The following is a 3,094-nucleotide window of genomic DNA, read 5'->3' on the forward strand; positions in this document are numbered from 1 at the left end:
GACGCCCGGCTGCGCGAGCGCGGCGGCACCGTCGACGCGGGGCCGGCGCCGGCCCCGTTCGGCCGCACCGCGCTGGTCCGGGACGACGCCGGCGCGGAGTTCGTCCTGGTCGCGGTCCCGGCCCGCGGCTCCACGGCGGCGGCCTGACCCCCGGCTTCGGCGCACCCGACCCGGCGCACCCACGCCGGCGCACCGGTTCGGAGCTCTCGAAAGAAAACCGGAACCGCTGCTTCCGATTCGTCAACTCCACTGTGCCGCAAGACCGTTCAGACCTCAGCCCCGGCGCCGTGACGCGACCGGCCCCGCCGACCCGGCTGTCCGTTGCGGCCGCTACCGTGCTCGCATGAGTTCCTTCCTGTGCGCGTACCTGGTCGACCCCGCGGAGCTCCGCGTCCGCGTCTGCAGCGGCGACGACGGGGCGGTCGACGAGGCCCTCGCGTACTTCGGCCCGTCCCTGGACAGGTCCGACGAGCACTTCGCCGACGAGATCGCGCAGGGCGCCCCGACCGCCCTGGAGGCACTGCGCGCCGTGGTGCACGGCGGCCCCTTCTCCGAGGACGAGGACCACTCCTTCCAGTACGGCTACGCGTACCGGCGGCTGTGCTGGCTGGTCGGCCGCCCTCTGGAGGTCGACTCCTTCGGCCCGTTCCGGGGCAACTGGCTGGAGGTGGTCGACGACGGCCTGAAGGCGTACGGAATCACCGCCGTCTCGGTCGCGGACTTCCAGTACGGCGGCCTTCCCGCCGAACTGCCCTCCTGCGACGTGCCGTCCTGCGGCACCTGGTCGGCTGAGGACTGCCGGCGGGCGCTGGAGCAGTTCGCCCGGGCCGAGCGCGAGGGCCGCACTCCCGCGCCGGAGCGCGAGGTGGCCGAGGCCGTCGCGGAGGTCGTCGGCTGGCTCCGGCTCGCGGAGCGGTGGAAGGACGCCGACATCGTCGGCTTCGTCTCCTGAGCGCGTGGTCCCGGAACGGCTGCGGGAGTCCCGCCGACGGCGGGACTCCCGAGCACGTGACCAGTCGACACGGGTCAGTCCTTCACCGCGCCGGCCAGCCCCGAGACCAGCTTGCGCTGCACCGCGATGAAGAAGATCAGCACCGGCACCGTCATCAGCGTGGACGCCGCCATGATCCCGCCCCAGTCGTTCTCGTCCGGCTTGAAGAAGACCAGCAGCGCCGAGGGCAGCGTCTGGTTCTCGGTGGCGCTGATGATGAAGGTCTTGGCGAAGACGAAGTCGTTCCACGCCGCGATGAAGGAGAACACGCTGGTCGCGGCGAGGCCCGGCGCCACCAGCGGCAGCAGGATCCGCCACAGGATGCGGGTCCGGCTGGCCCCGTCGATCTGCGCCGCCTCCTCGATCGAGACCGGGACGGCCGCGACGAAACCGCGCATCATCCAGATCCCGAACGGCAGTGAGAACGCCAGCTGCACCAGGACCAGCGAGGCCAGGGTGTTCAGCCCGATGCCCGGGGCGAACCGTCCGGCGTCGCGGAACATGAAGAACAGCGGGATGGTCAGCGCCTCGACCGGGATCATCTGGGCGATCAGGAACATCACCATGATGGTGGTGCGGAACTTGAAGCGGAACCTGGTGACGGCCACCGCCGCCAGGAAGACCACGATCGCCGACAGCACCACCACCGACAGCGCGACCACCAGGCTGTTCCCGAAGTAGCGGGCGAAGCCGTCCACGCTGAGCACCTGGCGGAAGCTGTCCAGCGTGGGGCGGGCCGTCCACGGCCGGGGTTCGAGGGACTGGATCTCGCCCTTGGGCTTGAAGGCCGAGAGCACCATCCAGAAGATCGGGAAGGCGGTGACCACGGCCAGCACGATCGCGCCGGTGTTGGCGGCCAGCCGCCACCGGCCGCGGGTGTTCCGCACGGGCCGCACCGGCTTCGCGGGCCGTACGGGCTTCTCGGACCGCACGGGCGTCTCCGGCCGCACGGCAGGGGGGTTCGCCGGGCTCACAGTTCGTTCCCCGTCCGTCGCAGCGTGCGGATGTACAGGACCGTGGGGATCACCAGGATCAGCAGCATGATCACGCCGATCGCCGCGCCCAGCCCGTACTGCGAGGAGGCGAACGCCTTCTGGTACGCGTACACGTTGAGCACCAGGTTCTGGCCGGCGATGCCGCCGCCCTCGGTCATCACGTAGATCTGGGTGAAGACCTTGAAGTCCCAGATCACCGACTGGATCACCACGATCGTCAGGATCGGCCGCAGCATCGGCGCGGTGATCCGGCGGAAGGTGGTCCAGGTGTTGGCGCCGTCCAGGGCGGCCGCCTCCATGATCTCCTCCGGGATCGCCCGGATGCCCGCGTAGAGGGTGACCATCACGAACGGGAAGGAGTGCCACACCACCACGGCGCCGACGATCAGGAACGCCGTCCACTTGTCGTAGAACCAGTTGAACTCGTGGAAGCCGGAGAGTCCGAGCCCTTCCAGGGTGTGGTTGACCAGGCCGAGGTTGGTGTCGAACAGGAAGCTCCACACCGTCGATCCGGTCATCGCCGGCGCCGCCCAGGCGGCCATCGCCGCGGTGGTCAGCAGCAGCCGGGGCCACCGGCCGACCTTGGTGAGCAGCACCGCGAGGGTGGCGCCGACGGCCAGGGTGGCGACCACGCAGAACGCGGCGAAGCCGACGGTCTGGAACAGCACCGTCCAGAACTGCTCGTCCTCCAGGATCTTCGTGTAGTTGCCGAAGCCGACGAAGGAGGTCGGGGCGCCGCCGGAGGCCTGCGCCTGCCCGAAGTCCAGGACGGACAGCAGGCCGAGCTGGTAGATCGGGTAGGCGACCAGCGGGATCAGGATGACCGCGGCCGGAAGGAGCAGCAGCAGCGGGGGCCGCCGGCGCCGGCCGCCCGGGGGTGCGGCCGGCGCCCTTCCCCCACGGCGCCTCTGCGGGGAAGGCGGCGCCGGGGCGGTCGAGGTGGATACGGACACGTGCGGGACCTGCTCTCTGAGACGAACCGGGAGGGGGGCCGTCCGTACGCGGCCGGTGGCCTGCGGCCATGGCCATTCCCCCCTTCCTCGCCGAACTCCGCGCCGTCGTGGGCACCCGCCCGCTCTGGCTGAGCGCCGTCGTCGCCGTCGTGTTC

The 3,094-nt window shown here is 71.0% G+C and carries 3 protein-coding genes; 1 reads left to right on the top strand and 2 read right to left on the bottom strand.

Annotated elements, in window-relative coordinates:
• Positions 1-343 precede the first annotated feature (343 nt).
• On the top strand, positions 344-952 hold the full coding sequence (locus AB0E96_RS40080; protein WP_359831637.1) for a hypothetical protein: 609 nt from the start codon (positions 344-346) through the stop codon (positions 950-952).
• A gap of 74 nt (positions 953-1,026) precedes the next feature.
• On the opposite strand, the gene AB0E96_RS40085 is transcribed toward AB0E96_RS40080, so the two are convergent.
• On the bottom strand, positions 1,027-1,878 hold the full coding sequence (locus tag AB0E96_RS40085; protein ID WP_359831639.1) for a carbohydrate ABC transporter permease: 852 nt from the start codon (positions 1,876-1,878) through the stop codon (positions 1,027-1,029).
• An 83-nt stretch (positions 1,879-1,961) separates the two neighbouring features.
• A complete protein-coding gene (locus tag AB0E96_RS40090; RefSeq protein WP_359831641.1) occupies positions 1,962-2,939 on the bottom strand; it encodes a sugar ABC transporter permease in 978 nt (325 codons plus the stop codon).
• Positions 2,940-3,094: the final 155 nt, after the last annotated feature.

Source organism: Kitasatospora sp. NPDC036755 (genome assembly GCF_040636595.1).
Taxonomy (GTDB): domain Bacteria; phylum Actinomycetota; class Actinomycetes; order Streptomycetales; family Streptomycetaceae; genus Kitasatospora.

Excerpts from the sequence above, each read along its gene's own strand:
- AB0E96_RS40080 (WP_359831637.1), top strand. The coding sequence starts at position 344 with ATGAGTTCCTTCCTGTGCGCGTACCTGGTCGACCCCGCGGAGCTCCGC.